Source organism: Clostridium estertheticum, from assembly GCF_018861295.1.
GTDB classification, from domain to species: domain Bacteria; phylum Bacillota; class Clostridia; order Clostridiales; family Clostridiaceae; genus Clostridium_AD; species Clostridium_AD estertheticum_D.
This window is the reverse complement of sequence record NZ_JAHLDM010000010.1, coordinates 17396-42878: the sequence shown is the minus strand read 5'-3', so window position 1 is coordinate 42878 and position 25483 is coordinate 17396. Positions and strand designations below refer to the sequence as shown.

Genomic DNA, 25483 nt, shown 5'->3' with positions numbered 1-25483 from the left:
ATTAGTTCAATGTTAATATTTCAGGAATACAATCTATGCTAATTATGTCTCCTTCAAGTAAAACCCGGTTAGATGGAATTCCATGAACCACTTCATCATTAACAGATGTACATATGAACGCTGGAAATCCACAATAACCCTTAAAAGATGGTTTAGCACCCTGTTTTATTATGAACTCTTCAGCTAATTTATTTAGTTCTGCAGTGGTTATTTCAGGTTTTATTACCTCTTCAATTATTGCAAGAGCTTCTACAACCACTTTACCCGCATCTCTCATAAATTAAATTTCAACATCATTTTTAATGTTTATCATTTTTTTATCTCAGCTAAGATACTACAGATGCTGCCAAATACACTATTAATTTCTTGTGTCCCGTCAACTTCTGATAATAAGTTTTTGTCACCGTAATACTTTATCAATGGTTGTGTTTGAGCTTCATATATGTCGATCCGTTCATTAACGGTTACTTCAGTGTCATCAGCTCTTTGAACAAGATCACTTCCACATACATCACACTTACCATCTACTTTCGATGGATTAAATGCAATATGATAACTAGCACCACAAGCAAGGCAAACTCTACGACCAGTCATTCTATCTAGAATGAATTCTCTAGGAACCTTTATTAATAATGCTGTATCAAGGTGAATATCTTTTTCATCCAATAAAGTTTTTAAAGCTTCACCTTGATTGACAGTTCTAGGATAACCATCTAATAAAAATCCATTAATGCAATCTTCATTATCTAACCTATCTTTTATTATATCTATAGTCAATTTATCAGGGACTAAATGCCCCTTATCAATATGTCTCTTAGCTTCAATTCCAAGAGGGGTTTTTTCTGAAATATTTTTTCTGAATATGTCCCCTGTTGATATATGTGGTATTGAGAACTTATTGCTAATTGATTTAGCTTGAGTTCCTTTTCCAGCCCCCGGAGGACCTAATAAGATTATTCTCATAGTATCATCTCCTGGTGTTATTTTATTTAAGAAATCCTTTGTAATGACGCATTACCAATTGTGATTCAAGTTGTCTCAATGTTTCAATACCAACATTAACCATAATTAATAACATTGTACCTCCAAAGTATATTCCCTTGAATTGAGTAAAGCCTTCAGTAATAATAGGAAACAATGCTATAACACCTGCAAAAACTCCTCCAAGGATTGAAACCTTAGTAAGTACACTATCGATATATGTTGCCGTATTCTCGCCCGGTCTAATACCTGGTATGAAACCTGATGATTTATGCATATTTTCTGCCATTTCATCTGGTTTAAATGTTACCTGAGTATAAAACCATGTAAAGAATACTATTAATACAAAATATACCAATGCATATTTCCAAGTATTTGCTTCAAATATGCTCCAACGACTTCCTGTGATGAATTTTGCAATTGAAGATGTCGGTTTTAACTCTGCTATTGTTGCTGGAAACATCATTACTGACATTGCAAAAATTATACCGATAACTCCAGATGCATTTACTCCAATTGGAATATGTGTTGATTGTCCTTTAAAAACTTTATTTCCAACAGCTTTACCTGCATATTGAACTGGAATTCTTCTTTCACTTAAACTTGCTATTACTACTGCAATTAATAATGCCACAGCAATTACAACAAACAATATAACCTCAACAAAACTTACAGTGCCTGCCTTTTGAAGTCCAGCGATTTTATATGCAAGGTCAGGTAATCCAGATATAATATTAATAAATATTATCAATGAAATACCATTACCAATACCTTTTTCTGTTATTTGTTCACCTATCCACACCAAAAATACTGATGCAGTAGTCATCGTTAGTACCACTAAAAATATGGTTAAACTAGATGTATCCGAAAATGCTCCGGTCCCTGCAATACTTGCATACAAACCAAAGGCCTGCAAAACTCCAAGTACTATTGAAGCATATCTAGTATAATCTTGTATTTTCTTACGTCCTTCAAGTCCTTCCTTAGAAAGTTGCTCTAAAGAAGGAATTGCGATTACTAGTAATTGCATTATAATAGATGCATTTATGTATGGACCAACAGCCATCGCGAAAATACTAAATTTACCAAATGCACCACCCGAAAGCATATTGTAAAAACTAAATAATGTTCCTCCATTACTAGTTAAACTTGCTAACTTGCTAGCATCTACACCGGGAACAGGAATGAAAATACCTACCCGTATAATTACAACCATAAGTAGCGTAAATATCATACGTTTTTTTAAATCAGGAATTTTCCAGGCATTACGTATAGTTGATAGCATTTATATCACCTCAACTTTTCCCCCAGCTGCTGTAATTTTTTCAGCTGCTGCTTTCGAGAGTTTAGATACTTTTACAGTTAAATTCTTTTCTAAATTACCATTACCAAGTATTTTAACTCCGTCATGTATCTTTCTTACGATTCTTTTCTCTACTAACAATTCCTGTGTAACTTCTGTACCATCTTCGAATACATTAAGCCTATCTACATTTATACAAGAGTATTGTTTTGCAAAAATATTTGTAAAACCTCTTTTTGGCAATCTCCTATATAAAGGCATTTGGCCTCCTTCGAATCCTGGTCTTGTTCCACCACCAGATCTAGAGTTCTGGCCATCTTGACCTCTTCCCGCAGTTTTTCCCCAACCTGAAGCAGTACCTCTACCGATTCTCTTTGGAGATTTTTTTGAACCTTCCGCAGGTTTTAACTCATGAAGTTTCATGTCAACACCTCCTCGTTTTTATACTTGCTCTACATTTATTAGATATATTACTTTGTTAATCATGCCTTTGATCTGAGGAGTTTCCTCGTGCTCAACACTTTTTCGTATTTTTCTTAATCCTAAAGCATTAACAGTAGCGATATGTTCTTTCTTTCTACCAATTAAGCTTTTAACCAATGTTATTTTAACTTTAGCCAAGGTTTTCCCCTCCTATCTTAAAATTTCTTCTACAGTCTTACCTCTTAATTTAGCAACGTCTTCTGCTGTTCTCAATCTTGATAACCCATCAATAGTAGCATTAACTACATTTCTAGGATTACTAGAACCTAAAGATTTAGCTCTAACGTCCTTTAATCCTGATAATTCTAGAACCGCTCTAACTGGACCGCCAGCTAGAACTCCTGTACCTTCAGCACCGGGCATTATGTGTATAACAGAAGTACCAAACTTACCATCAATAGTATGTGGAATAGTTGTTCCAACCATAGCCACGTTTACTAGATTTTTCTTAGCATCTTCTATTCCTTTTCTAATTGCTTCAGGAATTTCTACAGATTTACCCATACCAACGCCAACGTGTCCGTTTTCGTCTCCAACAACAACTAATGCGCTGAATCTGAAGTTTCTTCCACCTTTAACAACCTTAGCAACTCTGTTTATGTTAACTACTTTTTCTTTAAGATCTAATGTGCTAGGATCAATTTTCATGTGTTTCCCTCCTTCTCTTAGAATTTAAGTCCAGCTTCTCTTGCTCCTTCAGCTAGGATTTGTACTCTACCGTGATATACATATCCGCCTCTGTCAAATACTACTTCTTTTATTCCTTTTTCAAGTGCTCTTTCAGCAATCATTTTACCTACTAATTTTGCCGCATCTTTATTACTTCCTACTTTTGGTTCAAAAGCTTTATCTATGCTTGAAGCAGAAACTAATGTGATTTTTGCAACATCATCTATTACTTGAGCATATATGTTCTTTTCACTTCTATATACAGCTAATCTTGGTCTTTCTGCTGTACCAGAGATCTTTTTACGAACTCTAAGATGACGCTTAACTCTTGACTTTTGTCTATCGTCTTTCTTGAACACATCATTCACTCCTTCCTACTTATTTACCTGTTTTACCTTCCTTACGTCTAACAATTTCTCCAGAATATCTGATTCCTTTGCCTTTGTAAGGTTCTGGTTTTCTCCAAGTTCTTATTTCTGCTGCAACAGCTCCAACTAATTGTTTATCAATACCTTTTACTATTATTTTATTAGCATCTGGTAATATAAATTGGATTCCTGGAACTGCATCAATTATAACTGGATGTGAATATCCAAGGCTTAATGTTATTTTACCATCTTTAAGTTGAGCTCTATAACCAACGCCAACTAATTCAAGTGTTTTCTCATATCCCTCTACAACACCAATAACCATATTGTTGATTAATGATCTTGTCAATCCATGAAGAGCTCTATGCTCTTTTACATCACTCGGTCTTGTAACTACCACAGTATTGTCTTCCATAGCTATATTCATTTTAGTACTCATGTTTTGAGTTAGTTCACCTTTTGGTCCTTTTACATTAACAACATTCACTGGTGAAACTGTAACAGTTACTCCATTAGGTATAACTACTGGAAGTCTTCCGATTCTTGACATACTTACACCTCCTGTATTCTTTTCAGACATATAACCATTATTAATAATTATATCCCATATATCTCTTTTAATTGTTAACTAATTATCTATTATTACTATGTACATAACAAATTATAGTCGTTATGACTTAGAATTATTAGACTACCAAATATAACAAATAACTTCTCCGCCTAGGCCTAATTTTCTAGCTTCTCTATCTGCTACTAATCCTTTAGAAGTTGATATTATAGCAACTCCTAATCCATTCAATACTTTTGGAATATCTTCATTTTTAGAATATACTCTTAAGCCTGGTTTAGATATTCTCTTAAGTCCAGTGATAACTCTTTCCTTGTTTTGACCATATTTCATTGCAAGTCTCATCATAGGAACGACACCATCATTGTACTCTTCGATATTTTTAAGGTACCCTTCTTGAAGTAATATATTTGCTATTTCCTTCTTTATAGTTGATGAAGGTACTTCTACTATTTCATGTCTTACAACATTTGCATTTCTTATACGTGTTAGCAAATCTGCGATTGGGTCAGTCATAACCATTTTTCGTGCCTCCTTTCATTAGAATGTTCTAATTACCAACTTGCTTTTCTGCAACCAGGAATTTCTCCCTTGTGTGCAAGTTCTCTAAAACAGATACGGCATATACCAAATTTTTGTAATACTGAATGTGGTCTTCCGCAAAGTCTGCATCTTGTATAAGCTCTAGTTGAATATTTAGGTTCTTTTTTCCATTTCTCTATTAAAGCCTTACGTGCCATATGTTTCCCTCCTAATTATTGAGCAAATGGCATTCCAAGGAATCTTAATAATTCTCTTGCTTCCTCGTCTGTCTTTGCTGTAGTAACGAATATTATATCCATTCCTCTAATTTTATCAATTTTATCATATTCTATTTCAGGAAAAATAAGTTGTTCTTTAATTCCTATAGCATAATTCCCTCTACCATCAAATGCTTTAGAAGAAGCTCCTCTAAAATCTCTAACTCTAGGTAATGCAACGTTCATTAATTTATCGGCAAATTCGAACATTTGAGCTTTTCTTAAAGTAACTTTACACCCTATTGGTGTATTTTCTCTTAATTTAAAGTTAGCTATAGATTTCTTTGCTCTTGTTATGATTGGCTTTTGACCTGCAATAATCTGCATATCACTAAGCGCTGCATCTAAAACCTTAGAATTATCTTTAGCTTCTCCAACTCCCATATTCAATACTATTTTCTCAAGCTTAGGAACTTCCATTATATTTTTATAACCGAATTTCTCCATTAAAGCTTGAACTACTTCTTTTTCATATTTTTCTTGTAGTCTTGAACTCATATGTTAAACCTCCTTTCAGGAATTAAAATGTTTCTGCACATTTTTTGCAAACTCTTACCTTAGTTCCATCTTCTAGAATCTTACTATTTATTCTCGTTACATTTTTGCATTTTGTGCAATATAACATAACCTTAGAACTATTAATAGCTGCTTCTCTGTGAGTTATACCACCTTGCATATTTTGTTTGCTTGGTTTCTGATGTTTTGTAATTACACTAACATCTTTCACTAAAACTTTACCAGTTTTAGGATATACAGCTAAGACTTCGCTTATTTTACCTTTGTCTTTACCTGAAATAACCATTACTGAATCATTTTTTTTCACGTGTACTTTTTTAACTGCCATGTTAGACACCTCCTATCTTATAGAACTTCAGGCGCTAGTGATAAGATCTTAGTGAAGTCTTTATCCCTTAACTCCCTTGCAACAGGTCCGAATATACGAGTTCCCTTTGGGGTTTTGTCGTCTTTTATAATAACAGCAGCATTATCATCAAATCTAACGTATGTTCCGTCTGCTCTTCTTAACCCTTTTACTGATCTGACTATAACTGCTTTAACAACTTCACCTTTTTTAACAACTCCACCTGGTGTTGCACTTTTTACGCTAGCAACTATTGTGTCACTGATGTTTCCCCATTTTCTCTTGGAACCACCTAATACTCTAATACACATAATTTCTTTTGCACCAGAATTATCTGCGACTTTTAATTTACTTTGCTGTTGTATCATATCGAATACCCTCCTTTCAGTCGTTGAACTGAAATGTTATTTAGCTTTTTCAACTATACCAGTAATTCTCCATCTTTTATCTTTAGACAATGGTCTAGTTTCCATAATTGTAACCTTATCATTAATTTTAGCTTCATTATTTTCATCATGAGCTTTAAATTTTGTTGTTGTATTAATTATTTTTCCGTATAATGGATGACGAACTTTTGTTTCAATTGCAACAACTATTGTCTTATCCATTTTATCAGAAACTACTCTACCTGTTCTTGTTTTTCTATTATTTCTTTCCACAAAAGCAACCTCCTTTCAGTTTTACTGTTCTAAAGCCTTTATTTCTTCTTGCCTAAGGATGGTCTTAATTTGGGCTATAGATTTTTTTACTTGCTTAATTCTCATAGGATTTTCTAGTTGCCCTGTAGCTAGCTGAAATCTAAGGTTAAATAATTCTGCCTTCAGATCAGACATTTTTACTAGCAAATCTTGAGGATTACTTTGTCTTAATTCTTTTAATTCATTAGCCTTCAATGACTTCACCACCCATTTCCTCGAAATCTTTTCTAGATACAAACTTAGTTTTTATTGGAAGTTTGTGTGAAGCAAGTCTCATTGCCTCTCTAGCTGCTTCTTCTGTTACTCCTGCGATTTCGAATAAGACTCTACCTGGCTTAACAACTGCTACCCAATATTCTACTGATCCTTTACCTGAACCCATACGAGTTTCAGCTGGTTTTTCAGTTACTGGCTTATCAGGGAAGATTTTTATCCAAACCTTACCGCCTCTTTTAACTTCTCTATTGATAGCAACTCTGGCAGCTTCAATTTGATTACTTTTAACCCAGCCACATTCCATAGCTTGTAATGCATAATCACCATATGCAATAAAGTTTCCTCTTGTAGCTTTTCCTCTCATTCTACCACGTTGAACCTTACGATGTTTAGATCTCTTAGGCATTAACATGTCTTATTCCTCCTTCCTTACGCTTTTACTTCTTCCTTAACGGTTTTCTTTGTAGGAAGAACTTCACCTCTATATACCCAAACTTTAACGCCAATTTTACCATATACTGTATTTGCTTCTGCAAATCCATAGTCTATATCAGCTCTTAATGTTTGGCATGGTATTGTACCTTCATGATAATGTTCAGTTCTAGCTATTTCAGCTCCGCCAAGTCTTCCTGCACAAGCAATTTTGACTCCCTTTACATTAGATCTCATAGCTCGTTGAATTGTCTGTTTCATTGCTCTTCTAAAAGAAATTCTTTTTTCTAATTGAGAAGCAACATTTTCTGACATTAATTGAGCATTGTTTTCTGCTTGTTTAACTTCTACTATATTAATTAGAACATTTTTATCTGCTACTAATTTTTTCATATCAAGTTTTATAACTTCAATACCAGATCCACCTCTACCAATTACCATTCCTGGTTTAGCAGTGTGTATGTTGATTTTAACTCTTTTAGCTGCTCTTTCAATTTCAATCTTAGAAATTCCAGCTGTATAAAGTTTACTTTTTAAGAATTTTCTAATCTTAAAGTCTTCAACAAGATTATCTGAAAAATTCTTTTTATCTGCATACCATTTAGAACTCCAATCCTTTATTACACCGACTCTAAAGCCATGTGGATGTATTTTCTGTCCCACGCTATAACCCTCCTTCTTATAATCTCTCTGTAACTATAATAGTGACATGACTAGATCTTTTCCTTATTCTATACGCTCTTCCTTGTGCACGTGGTCTAAACCTCTTAAGTGTTGGACCTTGGCATGCATAAGCTTCAGCAACATATAGTCTATTAATATCTAAATTTAAATTGTTTTCTGCATTTGCTACAGCCGATTTAAGTACTTTATTAACTACTTCAGCTGCATTTTTTGGAGTGTATTGTAATATAGCAAAAGCTTCATTTACATTTTTACCTCTTATTAACCCAAGTACTATCCCCATTTTCATCGAGGAAGTTCTTACGTATTTAGCTATAGCTTTAGCCTCCATTGATTGTTTCCTCCTTCCAGCACTATCTTACTTTGCTAGTTCTTTCTCTGTCAATGTGTCCTTTAAATGTTCTAGTTAATGCGAATTCTCCTAATTTATGTCCTACCATATCTTCTAAAACATAAACTGGCACATGTTTTCTTCCATCATGAACTGCGATAGTATGCCCTATCATTTGTGGGAAAATAGTAGAACTTCTTGACCAAGTCTTTATTACTTTTTTCTCGCCATTTTTGTTCATTTCATTTATTCTTTTTAACAGAACTTCTTGTACATAAGGTCCTTTTTTTACTGATCTACTCACTTTGTGGCCTCCCTTCATACACAATAAACATAGTAGTAAAGAGGATAAATTCTCCTCAAACTATTTTCTATTTTTACCTTTGACAATAAATTTATCAGAGTATTTTTTGGTTTTTCTAGTTTTATATCCTAATGCTGGTTTACCCCAAGGAGTCATCGGACTAGCGTGACCAACTGGTGACTTACCTTCTCCACCACCATGTGGATGGTCGTTCGGATTCATTACTGATCCTCTGACTGTAGGTCTAAATCCTAGGTGTCTCTTTCTTCCCGCTTTACCTATATTAACAATGTCATGAGTTAAATTAGAAACTGTTCCTATAGTAGCTCTACAGTTTAATCTAATATATCTTACTTCACCGCTTGGAAGTCTTACTTGAGCATATTCTCCTTCTTTAGCCATAAGCTGAGCTGAAGAACCTGCTGATCTTACAAGTTGAGCACCTTTTCCTACTTGTAATTCTATATTATGAATTGTAGAACCCAATGGTATATTAACTATTGGAAGTGTATTTCCGATTTTTATATCAGCATCTGCACCGGATACAATTACATCTCCAACTTTCAAACCAACTGGAGCAATTATGTATCTTTTTTCACCATCAGCATAAACAACAAGAGCTATGTAAGCAGATCTGTTTGGATCATACTCAATTGTAGAAACTTTTGCTGGAATAGCATCTTTATTTCTCTTAAAATCAATTATTCTGTAACTCTGTTTTGCTCCACCACCTCGGTGACGAACAGTTATCTTACCTTGGTTATTTCTACCACCATGTCTTTTTGTACTTACAAGAAGTGATTTTAGTGGCTTATCTGTTGTTATTTCTTCAAAATCAGACATAGTCATATTTCTTCTTGAAGGTGTGGTGGGTCTAAATTTTTTAATTGCCATGTGAATTCCCTCCTTTTTTCTCGCTTATCTGGCTTCTGCCAATACTAGCTTAATAATTACATTCCATCAAAAAACTCAATTGTTTTACTTTCTGTTGTTAAAGTAACAATAGCTTTTTTAAAGTCTGCCCTTTTTCCAATGTGAACTCCAACTCTTTTAGTTTTACCTATGTTTTTTAAAGTTCTTACATTTTCAACGACAACTCCAAATACTTCTTCTACTGCTTTTTTAACCTGAGTTTTATTTGCATGGATATCAACTATAAAGGTGTATTTTTTATCAGCCATTACCGCCATACTTTTTTCAGTAATTACTGGTTTTCTTATAATATCATGGCTAGTTAGCTTCATTATATATACACCTCCTCAATCTTAGATACAGCATCCTTTGTAACTATGAATTTTTCATATTTAAGTATGTCATAAACATTCAAGTTATTTACTGGTGTAACTTGTACTCCAGGTATATTTCTTCCTGATTTATAAACATTCTCATCTGAAGTTTCAACAACTATTAAAGTTTTCTTAGCATCAAAAGCTTTTAAAACCTCTAACATTGCCTTAGTTTTTGGTGAGTCAAATTCCAAACTATCAATTACTATCATTTCATTTTCAGCTACTTTAGCTGATAAAGCTGATTTGAAAGCAACTCTTCTCATTGACTTTGGTACAGACATACGGTAATCTCTTGGCTTTGGAGCAAATACTATACCACCATGTATCCATTGTGGCGCTCTAATAGAACCTTGTCTTGCTCTACCAGTTCCTTTTTGTCTCCAAGGCTTAATTCCACCGCCTCGAACTTCAGCTCTAGTTTTAGCTGATTGAGTTCCTTGTCTTTTATTTGCAAGTTGTGCTACAACAACTTGATGCATAGCATCTGCATTGATTTCAACTCCAAATATACTTTCATTTAACTGAATGTCTCCAACTTTTTGTGCTTGTTTATTAAATAAATCTAATGTAAGCATTCTGCATCCTCCTTTCTTTAAAGTTACGCTTTAACAGCATTTCTTATTACAACTGTACCTTTGTTTGGTCCTGGAATACCACCTTTAATTAATATAATGTTCTTTTCAGGCATTACTTTAACTATTACAAGGTTTAATACTGTTCTACTAACATTACCCATATGACCTGGCATACGTTTATTTTTAAACGTTTTTGATGGATCAGAAGATGCTCCCATTGATCCAACTGCTCTCTTAAATTTAGAACCATGACTCATTGGTCCTGTGTGTTGATTCCATCTTTTAATACAACCTTGGAATCCCTTACCTTTAGATATTCCTGATACGTCAATTTTATCTCCAGCTGCAAATATATCAGCCTTAAACTCTTGACCTACTTCATAAGCACTTGTATCTTCCATTCTAAATTCTTTTACGAATCTTCTTAAAGAAGTACCTGCTTTAGCAAATTGTCCCTGCATTGGTTTGTTAACTAACTTTTCTCTTATGTCACCAAAACCAACTTTAATTGCACTATAACCATCATTTTCAACAGTTTTTATTTGAACAACAACACATGGACCTGCTTCAACAACAGTTACTGGAACAACTTTTCTATTCTCATCAAATATTTGAGTCATACCAAGTTTTTTACCCATTATTCCTTTTTTCATGAAAATACACCTCCTACTTATTAGCGGACCACAATGGTGATCATAATAGTTAGTAATAGAAACCTATTACTTACGTTTTATCGCACTTCTATGTACGCTTATAGTTTTATTTCGATATCAACACCAGCTGGTAAGTCGAGTCTCATTAGAGCATCAACAGTTTTAGGTGATGGACTAATGATATCTATTAGCCTCTTATGAGTTCTTATTTCGAATTGTTCTCTCGAATCTTTATATTTATGTGGAGCCCTTAATACTGTAATTACATCTTTTTCTGTAGGTAGTGGCACTGGACCAGCTACTTTAGCTCCTGTACTTTTAGCAGTTTGAACAATTTTCTCAGCTGATTGATCTAATATATTATGATCAAAAGCCTTTAATCTAATTCTAATTTTTTGCTTTATCATTATTATTTCCTCCTTTTCATCGCACGCTCTACTTCTTACGTACAACAGCGGATGTTCTGTAAACTGTTCCGGGTGTTTCGTGAAATAAAAACATGAAACAATTGTAGGAACCCCGTCGCCCGATTCAAGATCAGGACATGTTCGGTGAAGAATTACCCGGAAGTCCGGCAACCTCTTACCTCATCACTGTTACCACAATACAACCTCTAAAGTATACAACATTTCTTTTGCTTTGACAAGTTTTTTTTTTTATTATTTAATTATTTTTATATCAGCTATTTATATTCATAATTATACATGATTTTTTTCGTATTTAAAAGGGGAAGAGCGTCCTCTTCCCCTTAATAATAAAAGCTTTTATTATATTAAATCATCAATTGATTATAAAAAACAACTTATTAATTATTATTTAATTATTGAAGTAACAACTCCTGAACCTACTGTTCTTCCACCTTCTCTGATTGCAAATCTTAATCCCTCATCCATTGCTACTTGAGTTATTAATTCTACATTCATGTCTATGTGATCTCCTGGCATTACCATTTCCATTCCGTCTGGTAATTTTATTGATCCAGTTACATCTGTTGTTCTAAAATAAAATTGTGGTCTATATCCGTCAAAGAATGGTGTATGTCTTCCGCCTTCTTCTTTTTTAAGAACATATACTTGACCTACAAATTTTGCATGTGGATGTATTGAACCTGGTTTTGCAAGTACTTGACCTCTTTGAATGTCAGCTCTTTGAACTCCTCTTAATAATGCTCCAATGTTGTCTCCAGCCATTGCTTGATCTAGAAGTTTTCTGAACATTTCAACTCCTGTACATACAACTTTTCTCTTATCTTCGCTAAGTCCAACTATTTCTACTTCTTCTCCAACCTTAAGTATCCCAGTTTCAACTCTTCCTGTAGCAACTGTTCCTCTACCTGTGATTGTGAATACATCTTCTACTGGCATTAAGAATGCTTTATCTGTTGCTCTTTCAGGTGTTGGGATGTAAGTATCTACAGCTTCCATTAATTCATATATGCATTTTGTTGCTTCTGGATCTGTTGGATTTTCTAATGCTTTTAATGCTGATCCTGTTACAATTGGAATATCATCACCTGGGAAGTCATACTCACTTAATAGTTCTCTTACTTCCATTTCAACAAGTTCTAATAATTCTGGATCATCTACCATATCTGCTTTGTTTAAGAATACTACTATATAGCCTACTCCAACTCTGCTTGCAAGTAATATATGCTCTCTTGTTTGAGGCATTGGACCATCTGCTGCACTAACAACTAGGATTGCTCCATCCATTTGTGCTGCTCCTGTAATCATGTTCTTTACATAATCTGCATGTCCTGGGCAATCAACATGTGCATAATGTCTATTTTCTGTTTCATATTCAACATGTGATGTATTAATTGTTATTCCTCTTTCTCTTTCCTCTGGTGCTTTATCAATTTGGTCAAATCTTGATACTTCTGCTAATCCTTTAGTTGCAAGTACAGCAGTTATTGCAGCTGTTAATGTTGTCTTGCCGTGATCTACGTGCCCTATTGTTCCTATGTTTACATGTGGTTTGGTTCTTTCAAACTTTGCCTTTGCCATTTTGTATTCCTCCTTATATTTACATATTATCTAATATATTAATTATTATTTTTCGCCTATAACTTGTTCTTGAATGCTCTTTGGAACTGGTTCGTATGCAGCAAATTCCATACTGTATACTCCTCTACCTTGAGTTCTTGATCTAAGTGTTGTAGAATATCCAAACATTTCAGATAATGGAACCATTGCTCTTATTACTTGAGCGCCTGATTCAGCTTCCATTCCTTCAATTCTACCTCTTCTTGAATTAATATCTCCCATAACATCACCCATGTATTCCTCTGGCACTGTTACTTCAACTCTCATTATTGGTTCAAGCAATACTGGATCTGCTTTTGCCATACCATTTTTGAAAGCCATAGAACCAGCAACCTTAAATGCCATTTCATTTGAGTCAACATCATGGTATGAACCATCAACTACTTTAACTTTAAAGTTAAGAACTGGGTATCCAGCAAGAATACCAGTTTTTGATGCTTCTTTAATTCCATTTTCTATTGGTCCTATAAATTCTTTTGGAATAGATCCACCAACAGTAGCATTTTCAAACGAGTAAGGTTCAGTAGTTGGTATTAACTCTATCCAACAGTGACCGTATTGTCCACGTCCACCTGATTGTTTAATGTATTTACCTTCTGCTTTAACTTGCTTACGTATTGTTTCTTTATAAGCAACTTGTGGCTTACCTACATTACATTCAACTTTAAATTCTCTTTGAAGTCTATCAACAATAATCTCTAGATGAAGCTCACCCATACCACCAATTATTGTTTGACCAGTTTCTTGATCTGTATAAGTTTGGAAGGTAGGATCTTCTTCTGAGAGTTTTGCAAGAGCCATTCCCAATTTTTCTTGTCCTACTTTAGTTTTAGGCTCAATAGCTACATGAATAACTGGATCTGGGAAGTCCATGGTCTCAAACAATATTGGATTATCCTCATCACATAAAGTTTCTCCAGTAGTTGTATTTTTAAGTCCAATTATTGCACCTAATTCTCCTGCACGTAATTCATCAACTTCTTCTCTGTGATTAGCATGCATTTTAACCAGTCTAGCAATTCTCTCTTTTTTACCCTTGTTAGCATTTAAAACGTATGTACCAGTTTTCATTATGCCTGAGTAAACTCTTGTAAAACAAAGTCTACCAACAAATGGGTCTGTGGCTATTTTAAATGCTAATGCTGCCATTGGTTCATCATCGCTTGGATGTCTTTCCAATGGTTCGGCAGTATCAATATCCTGTCCTTTAACATTTGGTATGTCAAGTGGTGATGGCATATATTCTATAACCGCATCTATCATCATTTGGACACCTTTGTTTTTGTATGAAGAACCACAGATTACGGGTACTATTTCATTGTTAAGTACACCTTTTCTTAATGCTGCTTTTAATTCTTCTTCACTTATTTCTTCACCATCAAGATATTTCATCATAAGATTTTCATCTAGCTCAGCTATTGCTTCGACCATAGCTGCTCTATATTCTTCTGCTAATTCTTTCATATCTTCTGGAATTTCTATTTCTTCTATTTGTGTTCCTAAATCGTCCTTATAGACTTCTGCAATATTTCTAATTAAATCTATAATTCCGAGGAACCCTTCTTCTTTTCCTATTGGAAGTTGTATTGGAACTGCATTAGCATGAAGTCTTTCTCTCATCATCTCAACAACTCTATAAAAATCTGCACCCATTATATCCATTTTATTAACATACGCCATTCTTGGAACATTGTACTTAGCAGCTTGTCTCCACACTGTTTCAGATTGTGGTTCAACTCCACCTTTTGCAGCAAATACAGCAACTGCACCATCAAGTACCCTTAAAGCTCTCTGAACTTCAATTGTGAAATCTACGTGCCCTGGTGTGTCAATAATGTTTATATTATAACCTTTCCAAAAACAAGTTGTAGCCGCAGAAGTTATTGTTATACCTCTTTCTTGTTCTTGTACCATCCAATCCATTGTAGCTCCACCATCATGAACTTCACCAATCTTATGTGTTTTTCCTGTATAGAATAGTATACGTTCAGTAGTAGTTGTTTTACCAGCATCAATATGAGCCATAATACCTATGTTACGGAATTTTTCTAAAGCATATTCTCTTGCCACTATTTGTTCCTCCTCTCAACGAGTGATTTTAAATTTGACAAAACTGTCTTGGCAAAGCCAAAACAGTTTTGTTATTAATATCTGTAATGAGCGAAAGCCTTATTAGCTTCAGCCATCTTGTGAATGTCTTCTCTTTTCTTTACTGCTGCTCCAGTGTTGTTTGAAGCCTCAAGTAACTCATTCGCAAGTTTTTCTCTTGCATATTTCTCGCCTCTGTTATCTGCAGCGATTAATAACCATCTTAATCCTAATGTTTGTCTTCTCTCAGGTCTAACTTCGATAGGCACTTGATAATTAGCTCCACCTATTCTTCTAGCTTTTACTTCAAGTAATGGCATAACATTATTTAATGCTGCTTCAAAAACCTCTAAAGGTTCTTTACCTGTCTTTTCTTTGATTATGTCAAAAGCTTCATAGCATATTTTTTGTGCTACTCCTCTTTTACCATCCTCCATTACATTGTTTATTAACTTTGTAACGACTTTGCTGTTGTACATAGGATCTGGTAATACATCTCTTTTTGCAATATATCCTTTTCTCGGCACTTTACTTCCCTCCTTAACAATTTTAATTAACTCATAGGTACTCGATATTTCTACCGCAAAGCACTCTGTACTTCTGCAAATGTATGTAAATATTTAAATTATCATATATATAAATGCTGAAGACATTGTACCTTAGTTCAAAGCATTATTTTTTTGCCTGCTTTGGTCTTTTAGTACCATATTTAGATCTACTTTGTAGTCTTCCTGCAACTCCAGCTGAATCTAATGTTCCTCTGATGATGTGGTATCTAACTCCTGGTAAATCCTTAACTTTTCCACCTCTTATAAGAACAACACTATGTTCTTGTAAGTTGTGGCCTACACCTGGAATATACGCAGTAACTTCATATCCGTTTGTAAGTCTTACTCTTGCAACTTTTCTTAATGCTGAGTTTGGCTTCTTAGGAGTTGTCGTTTTAACTACTGTACAAACGCCTCTTTTTTGTGGGCAATTTTTTAATGCTGGTGCAGCTGATTTTGTAGCTAATGTCTTTCTGCCTTTTCTTATTAATTGGTTAATAGTTGGCATGGTTTCACCTCCCCATTTTTATAAGATAATTTTCATTTATATCAATGTGTCATAACACAACTTAATGTTATGTTATCACATGATATATCTATATTATTTAGTTGCTAGCAATAATTTAATCTTCAAAACGCAATGCTGTTGCTGATGCAACATCTATGTCACAAAGATTTCCTAGTTCTTTCATTGTGTCTACAAATACTATTTGCAGGGAATTAACTTTGGCTAATTTTAAAATAGGCTCAGTAATACTATTATCAGCATCTTTGGCTATATACAAAACCTTACCCTGATTATTCTTTAATGCTTTTAGGGTTTGTTTAACTCCAACGACCTTCTGACCTACAATTTTATCTACCATTTATAACTCCCTTCATAACTAGAATCATAAGATTTATCTACTTAAGATGCATCTACTCGATTTAAATCACACACAAGGTGTATTTTATCATTTTAGTATCCGCCTGTCAACTAGTTACAAGTTATAGTTCTAAATCATTTTCACTTTCTACCTTAACTTCATCTTCAGTATTTATCTTTATAGTCCTATATCTTGTCATACCAGTACCTGCAGGTATTAATTTTCCAATTATTACATTTTCTTTTAATCCAAGCAATGGATCAATTTTACCCTTAATAGCTGCATCAGTAAGAACCCTTGTTGTCTCCTGGAATGACGCTGCTGACAAGAATGATTCTGTTGCAAGTGCGGCTTTAGTTATACCTAATAGTGATATCTTACCTACAGCAGGTACTCCACCTTCAGATTCAACTTTTGAATTAGCATCTTCAAAAGCAAAAATATCAACTAAATTTCCTGGAAGTAGTTCAGTATCTCCAGATTCCTCAATTTTTACTTTTCTTGTCATCTGTCTTACAACAACCTCTAAATGCTTATCATTAATATCAACACCTTGAAGTCTATAAACTTTTTGTACCTCTGATGATAAATAATTTTTAACTCCATTAACGCCTTTGATTCTTAAAATATCATGCGGATTAACTGAACCCTCAATTATTTCGTCTCCAGCCTCAATTCTATCACCATTTGCAACTTTTAATCTTGAACCAAATGGTATATCGTAACTTAATTCTTCTCCTGCATCACCAATTACAATTACAACTCTCTTTTTCTTAGTATCTTCCATTTTAACGCTACCAGTTACATCACTTACTATTGCAAGTCCTTTTGGTTTTCTAGCTTCAAATAATTCCTCAACCCTTGGAAGACCCTGAGTAATATCTGACCCTGCTACTCCACCAGTATGGAATGTTCTCATTGTAAGTTGTGTTCCTGGTTCTCCGATAGATTGTGCTGCGATTATTCCTACGGCTTCTCCAATATTTATTTTTTGGGAAGTTGCCATATTCATTCCATAACATTTAGCACAAACACCGATTTTAGCCTTACATGTAAATACCGATCTAATCATAACTTTTTTAACACCAGAATTTTGAACTTCTTGTGCTAAATTTATGTCCATATATTCACCCTTAGGAACTATTACTTTGCCTGTCTTTGGATGAATAATATCTTCAGCAGAATATCTCCCAGTTAATCTTTCAACTAATTGTTCAATTACCTCACTACCATCACAAATCTCTGAAACCTCAAAACCTTCGTTTGTTCCACAATCTTCGTGCCTTACTATAACATCTTGACATACATCAACAAGTCTTCTTGTTAGATAACCTGAATCGGCAGTCTTAAGTGCTGTATCTGCATTACCTTTTCTAGCTCCATGTGTTGAGATGAAATACTCTAATACGGTTAGTCCATCTCTAAATGACGCTCTAATTGGTAACTCTATTATCTTACCTGATGGATTAGCCATCAGACCTCTCATACCAGCCAATTGTTTAATCTGACTCTTAGACCCTCTGGCCCCTGAATCTGCCATCATGAATATTGGATTAAATTTATCCAAACTATCCATTAATGCATTTGCTACATCTTCTGTGGTCTTAGTCCATTTTTCTATTACTCTTTGGTATCTTTCTTCCTCAGATATAAATCCTCGTCTATACATTTTCTCAATCTTATTTACAGTTTCATCAGCATCTCTTAACAATTCTTTTTTAGCTTCTGGAACTTGCATATCAGATGTAGCAACAGTAATTGCTCCAATTGTTGAGTAATGATATCCTTTGGCCTTTATCTTATCTAACATCTTAGAAGTTTCTGAAGGACCATATTTTAAGTAACATTTATCAATAATGCTACCAAGATTCTTTTTACTTACTAAGAAATCTATTTCACAGTTAAGTTCATTGCCAGGAATACTTCTATCAATAAATCCTAAATCTTGAGGTATAGTTTCATTAAATATTAATTTTCCTGGTGTAGTTTCTATAACAGAAGTTACACTAATGCCATTAACAACGCCAGATACCTTAACTTTAATTTTTGCATGAATAGCAATATCCTTTACTTGATATGCCATCATTACTTCATCTGGTGATGAGAATGCTCTTCCCTCACCTTTTGCACCATCTTTATCAATAGTTAAGTAGTAAGCTCCTAAAACCATATCTTGAGTAGGTACACAAACTGGTTTACCATCTGACGGTTTCATTATATTGTGAGCTGCAAGCATTAAGAACCTTGCTTCAGCTTGGGCTTCAACAGATAATGGTACATGTACCGCCATTTGATCTCCATCAAAGTCAGCGTTATATGCTGTACATACAAGTGGATGTAGCTTAATAGCCCTACCCTCTACTAATATAGGTTGGAAAGCTTGAATTCCAAGTCTATGCAATGTAGGTGCACGATTTAATAATACCGGATGATCAGCTATTACTTCTTCTAATACATCCCATACTTGAGGCATAACCCTCTCAACCATTCTCTTAGCACTCTTAATATTATGAGCAACTCCACTACCAACTAGCTTTTTCATAACAAAAGGCTTAAATAGTTCTAAAGCCATTTCCTTTGGAAGTCCACATTGATACATTTGAAGTTCTGGTCCAACAACTATAACCGAACGTCCAGAATAATCAACACGTTTTCCAAGTAGATTTTGTCTAAATCTTCCTTGTTTACCTTTTAACATATCAGATAAAGATTTTAAAGGCCTATTACCTGGTCCTGTAACTGGTCTTCCACGTCTTCCATTATCAATTAATGCATCTACAGCTTCTTGAAGCATTCTTTTTTCATTTCTAACGATTATGTCTGGAGCTCCCAAATCTAAAAGCTTTTTAAGTCTATTATTCCTGTTTATTACTCTTCTATATAAATCATTCAAATCAGAAGTAGCAAATCTTCCCCCATCCAATTGAACCATTGGCCTTAAATCAGGTGGTATTACAGGGATGACATCAATTATAATCCACTCAGGCTTGTTTTTAGATTTTCTAAATGACTCTGATACATCCAGCCTTCTTATACTTCTAATTCTTTTTTGTCCGGTACTTGTTTTTAAGTCTTCTTTTAATTCCTTAGATAGTTCCTCTAAGTTTATACCTTGTAGAAGTACTTTAACAGATTCTGCACCCATACCAGCAACAAAGCTATCATTTCCAAATTTATCAATAGCTTCTCTATATTCTTTTTCACTAAGGATTTGCTTTCTTAGTAGTGATGTTTCTTTTGGATCCAATACTACATAAGAAGCAAAATAAAGAATTTTTTCTAGTGATCTAGGTGACATATCTAAAATAAGTCCCATACGAGATGGTATTCCTTTAAAATACCAAATGTGAGATACTGGAGCAGCAAGTTCTATATGCCCCATTCTTTCACGTCTTACTTTTGATTTTGTAACTTCAACACCACATCTATCACAAACTATTCCCTTATATCTTACTCTCTTGTATTTTCCGCAGTGACATTCCCAATCTTTTATTGGTCCAAATATGCGCTCGCAAAAAAGTCCATCTCTTTCAGGTTTTAAAGTTCTATAGTTTATAGTCTCAGGTTTTTTTACTTCACCTTTCGACCATTCTCTAATTTGTTCCGGTGATGCTAATCCTATTTGAATAGCATCAAAATTATTAAATTCAAACAAGGGTCCAGCCTCCCTTCATATTAATGTTCATCATTAAAATCATTCAATTCTAAATCTTCACCAAAATCTTCTAATGGTACTTCATCATAATTTATATCAACATCTACTTCTTCATCTTCATCAATAAGTTCAACGTACTCTTCAGTTGGCGATTCAGGCACTACATCTTCTGAACCTTCTATGTTAACATTTAGATTTAATTCTTCCATTTCATCGTCTACTGACTCTTTAATTTTAATTTCTTCCCTATCATCAGTAAGAACTTTAACATTAAGACACAAGGCTTGCAGTTCTTTTATAAGAACTTTAAACGATTCAGGCACACCTGGTTCTGGGATATTTTCACCCTTAACAATTGCTTCATATGTTTTAACTCTACCTACAACATCATCAGATTTAACTGTTAGAATCTCTTGCAACGTGTGAGCTGAACCATAAGCTTCCAGTGCCCAAACTTCCATTTCTCCAAATCTTTGGCCACCAAACTGTGCTTTACCACCTAATGGTTGCTGTGTTACTAGAGAATATGGTCCTGTAGATCTAGCATGTATTTTATCATCTACTAGATGATGTAATTTCAAGATATACATATATCCAACAGTAACTCTGCTATCAAGTGCTTCTCCTGTACGCCCATCATATAAATCAGTTTTTCCATCTGCATCATATCCTGCTTTTATCAAGCACGCTTCAATTTCTTCCTCTTGTGCACCATCAAATACTGGAGTTGCAATGTGCCAACCTAATTCACTAGCTGCCCAACCTAGATGAACCTCAAGTACTTGACCTATATTCATACGAGAAGGAACTCCTAGTGGATTTAAGCATATTTGAAGCGGTCTTCCATCTGGTAAAAATGGCATATCTTCCACTGGTAATACTCTTGAGATAACTCCTTTATTACCATGTCTTCCTGCCATCTTATCGCCGACAGATATCTTTCTTTTTTGAGCTATATAACATCTAACTAGTTCATTTACACCTGGTGGAAGTTCATCACCATTTTCTCTAGTGAATACCTTAACGTCGACTATTATTCCAGCCTCGCCATGAGGTACCCTAAGTGATGTATCTCTTACTTCTCTTGCTTTTTCACCAAATATTGCTCTTAATAATCTCTCCTCTGCGGTAAGCTCTGTTTCTCCTTTAGGGGTTACTTTTCCAACAAGGATATCTCCAGATCTTATCTCAGCACCAATTCTTATTATTCCACCCTCATCTATGTCTTTAAGTGCATCTTCTCCAACATTTGGGATGTCTCTAGTTATTTCTTCAGGTCCAAGCTTAGTATCTCTTGCTTCTGATTCGTATTCTTCAATATGAACTGAAGTAAATATATCATCACGAACAAGTTCTTCAGATATTAGCATTGCATCCTCATAATTATAACCTTCCCAAGTTACAAACCCAATACGGATGTTCTTACCTAAAGCTATTTCTCCAAGATCTGTTGAAGGGCCATCTGCTAAAACAGAGTTTACTTCAACTTTTTCTCCTTTATTAACTATAGGTTTCTGATTTATACATGTACCCTGATTGGATCTTTTAAACTTAAGAATTTTATAAACATCGAGTCCACTATCTGAATCTCTTCTTACTTTAATCTCGTTAGCACTTACGTACTCAACTATGCCGGCATTTCTAGCTTTCGGAAGAACACCAGAATCTACTGCAGCTCTATATTCTATTCCAGTAGCTACAATTGGAGATTGTGACTTTAATAATGGCACTGCTTGACGCTGCATGTTCGAACCCATAAGTGCACGACTTGCATCATCATTTTCAAGAAATGGAATCATAGCAGTTGCAACAGAAACTATCTGTCTTGGTGATATATCCATTAAATCAACTTCATTTTTGGGAACGATCATTATTTCTGTTGTCTTTCTTACAGTTACCTTATCATCTACAAAAGTACCATCTTCACTAATTGGTTCACTTGCTTGTGCTACTAGATATGAATCTTCTTCATCTGCAGTCATATAAACAATCTTGTCAGTAACTATTGATGTTTTCTTATCTATAAGTCTATATGGTGTTTCGATAAATCCATATTCATTTACCTTAGCGTAACTTGCAAGTGAATTAATAAGTCCTATATTTGGTCCTTCTGGCGTCTCTATTGGACACATTCTACCATAATGCGAGTAATGAACGTCTCTAACTTCAAAGCCAGCTCGCTCTCTAGAAAGCCCACCTGGTCCTAGTGCAGATAATCTTCTTTTGTTTGTAAGTTCTGATAATGGATTTGTTTGATCCATGAATTGAGAAAGTTGAGAACTTCCAAAAAATTCTTTTATAGCTGCCGCTACTGGTCTTATGTTTATAAGTGCTTGAGGAGTAATTCCTTCTTGGTCTTGAATTGTCATTCTTTCCTTAACAACTCTTTCCATTCTAGATAATCCTATTCTAAATTGATTCTGTAAAAGTTCCCCTACAGATCTAATTCGTCTATTTCCTAAATGATCAATATCATCAATATAACCGATATCGTAAGTTAGTCCTAACTCGTAGCTCACTGTAGCATACATATCATCTTTAATTATATGTTTTGGTATCAATCTAGTTTTATTTGCTTTTATTTGCTCTTTAATCTCTTCTTCATCACTATAATTATCTAGTATTTCTTTTAATGTTGGATAATGAACCATTTCCCTAATATTAAGGTCAGAAATATCAAAGTTAACTACTTTATTAAGATTAACAAAATTATTTCCTATAACTCTTATTACTTTATCCTCAACTTGAAGATCTACTACATTAATTCCTAGATTTTGAATTTCTAAAGCTGTTTCTCTATCTATTTTTTGATCTTTTTCGACTATAACTTCACCAGTTGTAGGGTTGACAATATTCTCAGCAGCGATTTGATTTGCGATTCTGTGATTAATTGATAATTTTTTATTGAATTTATATCTACCAACTCTTGACAAATCGTATCTCTTCGCATCAAAGAATAATGAATCAATAAGAGATACAGCGCTATCTACTGTAGGTGGTTCACCTGGTCTTAATCTCTTATATATTTCTATCAAAGCTTCTTCTCTTGTTTTAGTATTGTCTTTTTCTATTGTTGCCTTTAATCTTTCTTCTTCACCCAATAATTGATGTAAGTCTAAATCACTACCATTATCCATCATAGCTCTTGCTAAGATACTTATTGGCAGTTTTCTAGTCTTGTCAATTCTAATATATACGATATCATTAGAATCTGTTTCATACTCTAGCCATGCTCCTCTGTTTGGAATTACAGTAGCAGAGTATAGTTTCTTGCCTGTTTTATCAACCGAATAATTGTAGTAAACCCCTGGTGATCTAACCAATTGACTTACTATAACTCTTTCTGCTCCGTTAATAACAAATGTTCCTTGTGGTGTCATCAGTGGGAAATCTCCCATAAAGACTTCTTGCTCCTTGATTTCACCTGTTTCATTATTACGCAATCTAACCTTAACTTTTAAAGGCGCTGCGTAAGTTGTATCTCTTTCTTTACATTGTTCTTCAGTATACTTAATATTTTCTATATCAAGTTTGTATCCTACGAACTCTAGAACAAGATTTCCCGTGTAATCTTGAATAGGATTTATATCATCAAAAACTTCTTGAAGTCCCTCTTTCAAAAACCAATCATAAGAATCTAACTGTATTTCAATTAAATTTGGCATATCAGTTACTTCTGCAATCTTTGAAAAACTCATTCTTGTTCTCTTACCTAGTTGGACAGGATGTACCATCAGCTTTCACCCCTTGTATAAACTAAAATAACCAAAAACACACTTTCCATTAGGACCTTATGCTTCTGGATTCAGACACTTATCATATTATTATAACCTTATTTGTTAATTTAATTCACAATAACCAATAATTACATTTATTTTAATATAAAATTACTAGTTTTCTTACATTACGCAATATTATCATAATTATAATTCTATGTCAACATAACATTTTAAAAAAGGGCACTCTTATATAAAAGTACCCTTGTTTTATAATAAAATTATTTTACTTCTGCTTCGCCGCCAACTTCTTCAAGTTTAGCTTTCATTGCAGCAGCATCATCTTTACTTACAGCTTCTTTTATAGTTTTTGGAGCTCCATCAACTATATCTTTAGCTTCTTTAAGTCCTAATCCAGTTAATTCTCTAACAACTTTAATAACTTTAATTTTGTTAGGTCCTACAGCTTTTAAAATTACGTCAAATTCAGTTTTTTCTTCAGCGACAGCTGTAGCAGCTCCTGCAGCAGCAACTGGTGCTGAAGCACTTACGCCAAATTCCTCTTCGCAAGTTTTTACTAGTTCATTTAATTCTAAAACACTCATATCTTTTATAGCTTGAATAATATCTTCTCTTGTCATTATAAATGCACCTCCGAATTTTTTTCATGTATATATATATTTGTATTTGCCTATAAACAAGGCATAATCACCTTCATAGAAGGTATAATTTGAAACAATTAAATTAATTAGCTATGTACCTTCACATAATATTTAAAATATTATTGTGCTGATTCCTTTTGCTCTTTAATTGAGTTCAATAAGTATGCAAGATTTGATAATGGAGCCTTGAAGCTTCCAAGTAATTTTGCAATAAGAACATCTCTTGATGGTATTGATGCAAGCGCGTTAACTTCTGCGCTGTCGAATATTTTGCCTTCGATTAAAGCTGCTTTAAGCTCTAATTTCTTATGAGTTTTTGCAAAATCCTTTAAAACTCTAGCTGCAACAGTTGCATCTTCATATCCAAATGCTAATGAAATAGATCCTTGTAGATAAGTATCTATACCTTCAATTCCTAATTCCTTAGCCGCTAGAATAACTAAAGTGTTTTTATATACTTTATATTCTACCCCAACTTCTCTAAGGTTTTTTCTTAGCTCTGTATCTTCTTCTACATTAAGACCTTGATACTGACTAAGTACTACACCTTTAGCTTTTGCTAATTTTTCTTTTATTTCTGCCACTTTTACTTCTTTTACTTGTCTATTATTGCTTAACACTGTGTATCCACCTCCTAACAGTTTTTAACTGCTTTATAAGAAAATTAAAATCTCTCCGTAGACACGA

At 34.1% G+C, this 25483-nt stretch carries 32 protein-coding genes, 1 pseudogene and 1 other annotated feature (1 of these 34 only partly in view); all 33 genes and pseudogenes read right to left on the bottom strand.

The annotated features are described in order from the left end of the window. Positions 1–28: 28 nt before the first annotated feature. A pseudogene (locus KPL54_RS11590) lies at positions 29–277 on the bottom strand (M24 family metallopeptidase); the annotation flags it as partial. Between the two features lie 32 nt (positions 278–309). Further along, positions 310–963 carry an adenylate kinase gene (locus KPL54_RS11585; RefSeq protein WP_216106710.1) on the bottom strand — a complete coding sequence of 218 codons (654 nt, stop codon included), beginning with the start codon at positions 961–963 and terminating at the stop codon, positions 310–312. A gap of 22 nt (positions 964–985) precedes the next feature. Beyond that, positions 986–2266 carry a preprotein translocase subunit SecY gene (secY, locus tag KPL54_RS11580; protein ID WP_216106709.1) on the bottom strand — a complete coding sequence of 427 codons (1281 nt, stop codon included), beginning with the start codon at positions 2264–2266 and terminating at the stop codon, positions 986–988. Next, positions 2267–2707 carry a 50S ribosomal protein L15 gene (gene rplO / locus KPL54_RS11575; RefSeq protein ID WP_071614613.1) on the bottom strand — a complete coding sequence of 147 codons (441 nt, stop codon included), beginning with the start codon at positions 2705–2707 and terminating at the stop codon, positions 2267–2269. 18 nt (positions 2708–2725) lie between these two features. After that, positions 2726–2905: a 50S ribosomal protein L30 gene (gene rpmD / locus KPL54_RS11570; RefSeq protein WP_071614614.1), complete on the bottom strand. Its 180-nt coding sequence runs from the start codon at positions 2903–2905 to the stop codon at positions 2726–2728. Positions 2906–2917: 12 nt separating this feature from the next. Beyond that, positions 2918–3415 carry a 30S ribosomal protein S5 gene (gene rpsE / locus KPL54_RS11565; protein WP_071614615.1) on the bottom strand — a complete coding sequence of 166 codons (498 nt, stop codon included), beginning with the start codon at positions 3413–3415 and terminating at the stop codon, positions 2918–2920. A 17-nt stretch (positions 3416–3432) separates the two neighbouring features. Next, positions 3433–3795: a 50S ribosomal protein L18 gene (rplR, locus tag KPL54_RS11560; RefSeq protein WP_216106708.1), complete on the bottom strand. Its 363-nt coding sequence runs from the start codon at positions 3793–3795 to the stop codon at positions 3433–3435. Between the two features lie 19 nt (positions 3796–3814). Continuing rightward, positions 3815–4354, bottom strand: coding sequence for a 50S ribosomal protein L6 (gene rplF / locus KPL54_RS11555; RefSeq protein ID WP_071614617.1), 540 nt, complete (start codon positions 4352–4354; stop codon positions 3815–3817). A 141-nt stretch (positions 4355–4495) separates the two neighbouring features. Further along, positions 4496–4894: a 30S ribosomal protein S8 gene (rpsH, locus tag KPL54_RS11550; protein WP_071614618.1), complete on the bottom strand. Its 399-nt coding sequence runs from the start codon at positions 4892–4894 to the stop codon at positions 4496–4498. 32 nt (positions 4895–4926) lie between these two features. Beyond that, positions 4927–5112, bottom strand: coding sequence for a type Z 30S ribosomal protein S14 (locus KPL54_RS11545; protein WP_071614619.1), 186 nt, complete (start codon positions 5110–5112; stop codon positions 4927–4929). A gap of 15 nt (positions 5113–5127) precedes the next feature. Beyond that, positions 5128–5670 carry a 50S ribosomal protein L5 gene (gene rplE, locus KPL54_RS11540; RefSeq protein ID WP_071614620.1) on the bottom strand — a complete coding sequence of 181 codons (543 nt, stop codon included), beginning with the start codon at positions 5668–5670 and terminating at the stop codon, positions 5128–5130. Positions 5671–5692: 22 nt separating this feature from the next. Further along, a complete protein-coding gene (gene rplX, locus KPL54_RS11535) occupies positions 5693–6016 on the bottom strand; it encodes a 50S ribosomal protein L24 (RefSeq protein WP_071614621.1) in 324 nt (107 codons plus the stop codon). 17 nt (positions 6017–6033) lie between these two features. Beyond that, entirely contained in the window at positions 6034–6402 is a 369-nt protein-coding gene (gene rplN, locus KPL54_RS11530; protein ID WP_071614622.1) for a 50S ribosomal protein L14, read from the bottom strand. 36 nt (positions 6403–6438) lie between these two features. Next, on the bottom strand, positions 6439–6693 hold the full coding sequence (rpsQ, locus tag KPL54_RS11525) for a 30S ribosomal protein S17 (protein WP_071614623.1): 255 nt from the start codon (positions 6691–6693) through the stop codon (positions 6439–6441). Positions 6694–6714: 21 nt separating this feature from the next. Further along, the gene (gene rpmC / locus KPL54_RS11520) at positions 6715–6927 is read right to left on the bottom strand and encodes a 50S ribosomal protein L29 (RefSeq protein ID WP_071614624.1); all 213 of its coding nucleotides are present in this window, start codon (positions 6925–6927) and stop codon (positions 6715–6717) included. Continuing rightward, positions 6917–7360 (bottom strand): 50S ribosomal protein L16, encoded by a 444-nt coding sequence (gene rplP, locus KPL54_RS11515; protein WP_071614625.1) that lies wholly within the window; start codon positions 7358–7360, stop codon positions 6917–6919. Before rplP ends, rpmC begins: the two co-directional genes overlap by 11 nt. A gap of 17 nt (positions 7361–7377) precedes the next feature. Continuing rightward, entirely contained in the window at positions 7378–8043 is a 666-nt protein-coding gene (rpsC, locus tag KPL54_RS11510; protein WP_071614626.1) for a 30S ribosomal protein S3, read from the bottom strand. Positions 8044–8059: 16 nt separating this feature from the next. Next, the gene (rplV, locus tag KPL54_RS11505; protein WP_216106707.1) at positions 8060–8395 is read right to left on the bottom strand and encodes a 50S ribosomal protein L22; all 336 of its coding nucleotides are present in this window, start codon (positions 8393–8395) and stop codon (positions 8060–8062) included. A gap of 22 nt (positions 8396–8417) precedes the next feature. Continuing rightward, positions 8418–8699: a 30S ribosomal protein S19 gene (rpsS, locus tag KPL54_RS11500; protein ID WP_071614628.1), complete on the bottom strand. Its 282-nt coding sequence runs from the start codon at positions 8697–8699 to the stop codon at positions 8418–8420. Positions 8700–8759: 60 nt separating this feature from the next. After that, positions 8760–9593, bottom strand: a complete 834-nt coding sequence (rplB, locus tag KPL54_RS11495; RefSeq protein WP_071614629.1) for a 50S ribosomal protein L2 — start codon at positions 9591–9593, stop codon at positions 8760–8762. A gap of 56 nt (positions 9594–9649) precedes the next feature. Beyond that, the gene (gene rplW / locus KPL54_RS11490; protein WP_071614630.1) at positions 9650–9943 is read right to left on the bottom strand and encodes a 50S ribosomal protein L23; all 294 of its coding nucleotides are present in this window, start codon (positions 9941–9943) and stop codon (positions 9650–9652) included. Next, the gene (gene rplD / locus KPL54_RS11485; protein WP_071614631.1) at positions 9943–10563 is read right to left on the bottom strand and encodes a 50S ribosomal protein L4; all 621 of its coding nucleotides are present in this window, start codon (positions 10561–10563) and stop codon (positions 9943–9945) included. Before rplD ends, rplW begins: the two co-directional genes overlap by 1 nt. Before the next feature lie 23 nt (positions 10564–10586). After that, positions 10587–11216 carry a 50S ribosomal protein L3 gene (gene rplC, locus KPL54_RS11480; protein WP_071614632.1) on the bottom strand — a complete coding sequence of 210 codons (630 nt, stop codon included), beginning with the start codon at positions 11214–11216 and terminating at the stop codon, positions 10587–10589. 98 nt (positions 11217–11314) lie between these two features. Beyond that, entirely contained in the window at positions 11315–11626 is a 312-nt protein-coding gene (gene rpsJ, locus KPL54_RS11475) for a 30S ribosomal protein S10 (protein WP_439648466.1), read from the bottom strand. Between the two features lie 402 nt (positions 11627–12028). After that, positions 12029–13222, bottom strand: a complete 1194-nt coding sequence (tuf, locus tag KPL54_RS11470) for an elongation factor Tu (RefSeq protein ID WP_216106706.1) — start codon at positions 13220–13222, stop codon at positions 12029–12031. Positions 13223–13267: 45 nt separating this feature from the next. Further along, positions 13268–15331: an elongation factor G gene (gene fusA / locus KPL54_RS11465; protein ID WP_216106705.1), complete on the bottom strand. Its 2064-nt coding sequence runs from the start codon at positions 15329–15331 to the stop codon at positions 13268–13270. A 74-nt stretch (positions 15332–15405) separates the two neighbouring features. Next, positions 15406–15876 carry a 30S ribosomal protein S7 gene (gene rpsG, locus KPL54_RS11460; RefSeq protein ID WP_071614636.1) on the bottom strand — a complete coding sequence of 157 codons (471 nt, stop codon included), beginning with the start codon at positions 15874–15876 and terminating at the stop codon, positions 15406–15408. Positions 15877–16021: 145 nt separating this feature from the next. Further along, a complete protein-coding gene (gene rpsL / locus KPL54_RS11455) occupies positions 16022–16405 on the bottom strand; it encodes a 30S ribosomal protein S12 (protein WP_071614637.1) in 384 nt (127 codons plus the stop codon). A 115-nt stretch (positions 16406–16520) separates the two neighbouring features. After that, positions 16521–16763 (bottom strand): ribosomal L7Ae/L30e/S12e/Gadd45 family protein, encoded by a 243-nt coding sequence (locus KPL54_RS11450; protein ID WP_071614638.1) that lies wholly within the window; start codon positions 16761–16763, stop codon positions 16521–16523. 121 nt (positions 16764–16884) lie between these two features. After that, complete coding sequence (gene rpoC, locus KPL54_RS11445; RefSeq protein WP_171295822.1) at positions 16885–20418, bottom strand: DNA-directed RNA polymerase subunit beta'; 3534 nt, start codon at positions 20416–20418, stop codon at positions 16885–16887. A gap of 20 nt (positions 20419–20438) precedes the next feature. Then, positions 20439–24152 carry a DNA-directed RNA polymerase subunit beta gene (rpoB, locus tag KPL54_RS11440; RefSeq protein ID WP_171295823.1) on the bottom strand — a complete coding sequence of 1238 codons (3714 nt, stop codon included), beginning with the start codon at positions 24150–24152 and terminating at the stop codon, positions 20439–20441. 263 nt (positions 24153–24415) lie between these two features. Then, positions 24416–24775: a 50S ribosomal protein L7/L12 gene (gene rplL, locus KPL54_RS11435; RefSeq protein ID WP_071614641.1), complete on the bottom strand. Its 360-nt coding sequence runs from the start codon at positions 24773–24775 to the stop codon at positions 24416–24418. Positions 24776–24915: 140 nt separating this feature from the next. Next, on the bottom strand, positions 24916–25416 hold the full coding sequence (rplJ, locus tag KPL54_RS11430) for a 50S ribosomal protein L10 (protein ID WP_216106704.1): 501 nt from the start codon (positions 25414–25416) through the stop codon (positions 24916–24918). Positions 25417–25451: 35 nt separating this feature from the next. Continuing rightward, positions 25452–25483 (bottom strand) — a sequence feature (ribosomal protein L10 leader region); it runs 105 nt beyond the window's last position.